The 1,705-nt window shown below is 40.4% G+C and carries 2 protein-coding genes; both read right to left on the minus strand.

All coding sequences use genetic code 11. From position 1 onward, the window contains the following. Positions 1–54: 54 nt before the first annotated feature. Positions 55–951: an IS3 family transposase gene (locus AAA939_RS15205; RefSeq protein ID WP_338211603.1), complete on the minus strand. Its 897-nt coding sequence runs from the start codon at positions 949–951 to the stop codon at positions 55–57. After that, on the minus strand, positions 948–1,634 hold the full coding sequence (locus AAA939_RS15210) for a helix-turn-helix domain-containing protein (RefSeq protein ID WP_338211601.1): 687 nt from the start codon (positions 1,632–1,634) through the stop codon (positions 948–950). Before AAA939_RS15210 ends, AAA939_RS15205 begins: the two co-directional genes overlap by 4 nt. Between the last annotated feature and the right edge of the window lie 71 nt (positions 1,635–1,705).

Below are 1,705 nucleotides of genomic sequence, written 5' to 3' on the forward strand. Positions count from 1 at the left end.
TGTACTAGTCCCTGTCAAGTTGACAGGTGAAATAATATAATTTTCGAGTTCTGTCTAAGCGGCTTTGCCGCGGTATTCTACCGCGGTGAAGCCGCTTCTTTGTGTTGTCCGGTCAATGTAATTGAAGTAATGGATACCTTGTTCAATGAGTGTGGTGAGCTCTGATTCAGTTTTAGGCATTGGGTGACCATCTAGCCAATTCAATTTAAATTCATTCCACCAACGCTCCATAGGCGCGTTGTCGTAAGGCGTTCCCGGACGGGACATGCTGCGAATGACTTCATGCTCGGTCATTAAATTATTGAAAGCCTTGGCAGTAAAGGCTGAGCCTCGGTCAGTATGAACTATTGGATGCACGTTGCCGGCATCTTTGAATGCTTGTTTAAAGGTATCCATCATGGCTTCGCTAGTCTCAGTAACGCTTAGTTTATATGCTAATAAATATCGACCATATAAATCTAAGACACCACATAATCGCATCTTATATTCGCCATTAATACCATAACGAACTTCTGTAGAATCGGACAACCAGATTTGATTAGGCTTGGTCGCTAAATCAAATCGTTGATTTAAAATATTGTCGCGCAATTCTTGTTCAACTTGCTTGATCCGATGATGTTTTTTAACTCGACTTTGGCATTTTAAGTGTAAGACTGACATCAAGCGTTTGACGCGTTTTGGTGAAATGATGAAACCGAGGGTTTCATCATGTTCAAGATAGTGAATCATTTTCCCGGCACCAATTCTTTGTCGATGTTCATTGAAGTATTGATTGATTTTCTGTTTAAGTATCTTTTCTTGTTGTTGCCAAGGCGTATCTTTATGGTGTTGCCACTGATTAAAAGCTTGACGGCTAACACCCATGTAACGCAAGATGATTGCTTGGGCACCATGAACTTGTGAACTGATTTCTTGAATTGCTTGATAGGCTATTTTATGTTGGTTATTCACTCCTTGTTCTGTAGTTCTCGGAATTTTTTTGCGAAGAGATCTAGGACCTCCTGTTCTTTGAGCTTAGCTTTTAATTGGCGATTCTCCAGTTGAAGTCGCTCAACTTCAGTCATTTCTTTGACTGGCTTCGTTCGGCCACGACCATCTTTAAGGGCTGCATAACCGTTTTCTTTAGACTTGAGAACCCATGAGCGAACCTGCTGATAGGATACTTTAAAATGTTCAGATGTTTGGTTATAAGAATGTTTACCGGCAGTAACGTATTCAACGATTTCAATTCGTTCCTCAAAGGTAGTTTTACGACTCATAATACGGACCTGCTTTCTTGACGGCGTAGCCGTCAATGATTTATTGGTCCCACCATTATACTGGAATTTTTTAATCCAGTCTCTGAGTTGTGTCTTGCTCCTTAGTCCGAATCGATTACTAATATCAATCAAACCGCCTTCATTATTCAAGTAGGCAGCTACGGCTTGTTGCTTAGTCTTTTTACTATAACGAGTCCAGTTACTGCGCTCTTCTAAGCCTTTAAGACCATCCTTCTTATAAATTTCCTGCCATCTCTCGACGCCTTGTCGGTCAACACCATGTGATCTCAGATAAGCGGTCTTAGTTAATTCGGTCGTCGATAAACCTATGATAATTGCTAACTTTTCTTCAGGTGTAAATCTAGTTCTAGGCATAATAAAATCCCCTTAAGCATTGATAGATGAATTATTGTTTTTCATCTGTCAACCTTAAGGGGACTATAGCA

The organism is Lactiplantibacillus paraxiangfangensis (assembly GCF_036246185.1).
Taxonomy (GTDB): Bacteria; Bacillota; Bacilli; order Lactobacillales; family Lactobacillaceae; genus Lactiplantibacillus; species Lactiplantibacillus paraxiangfangensis.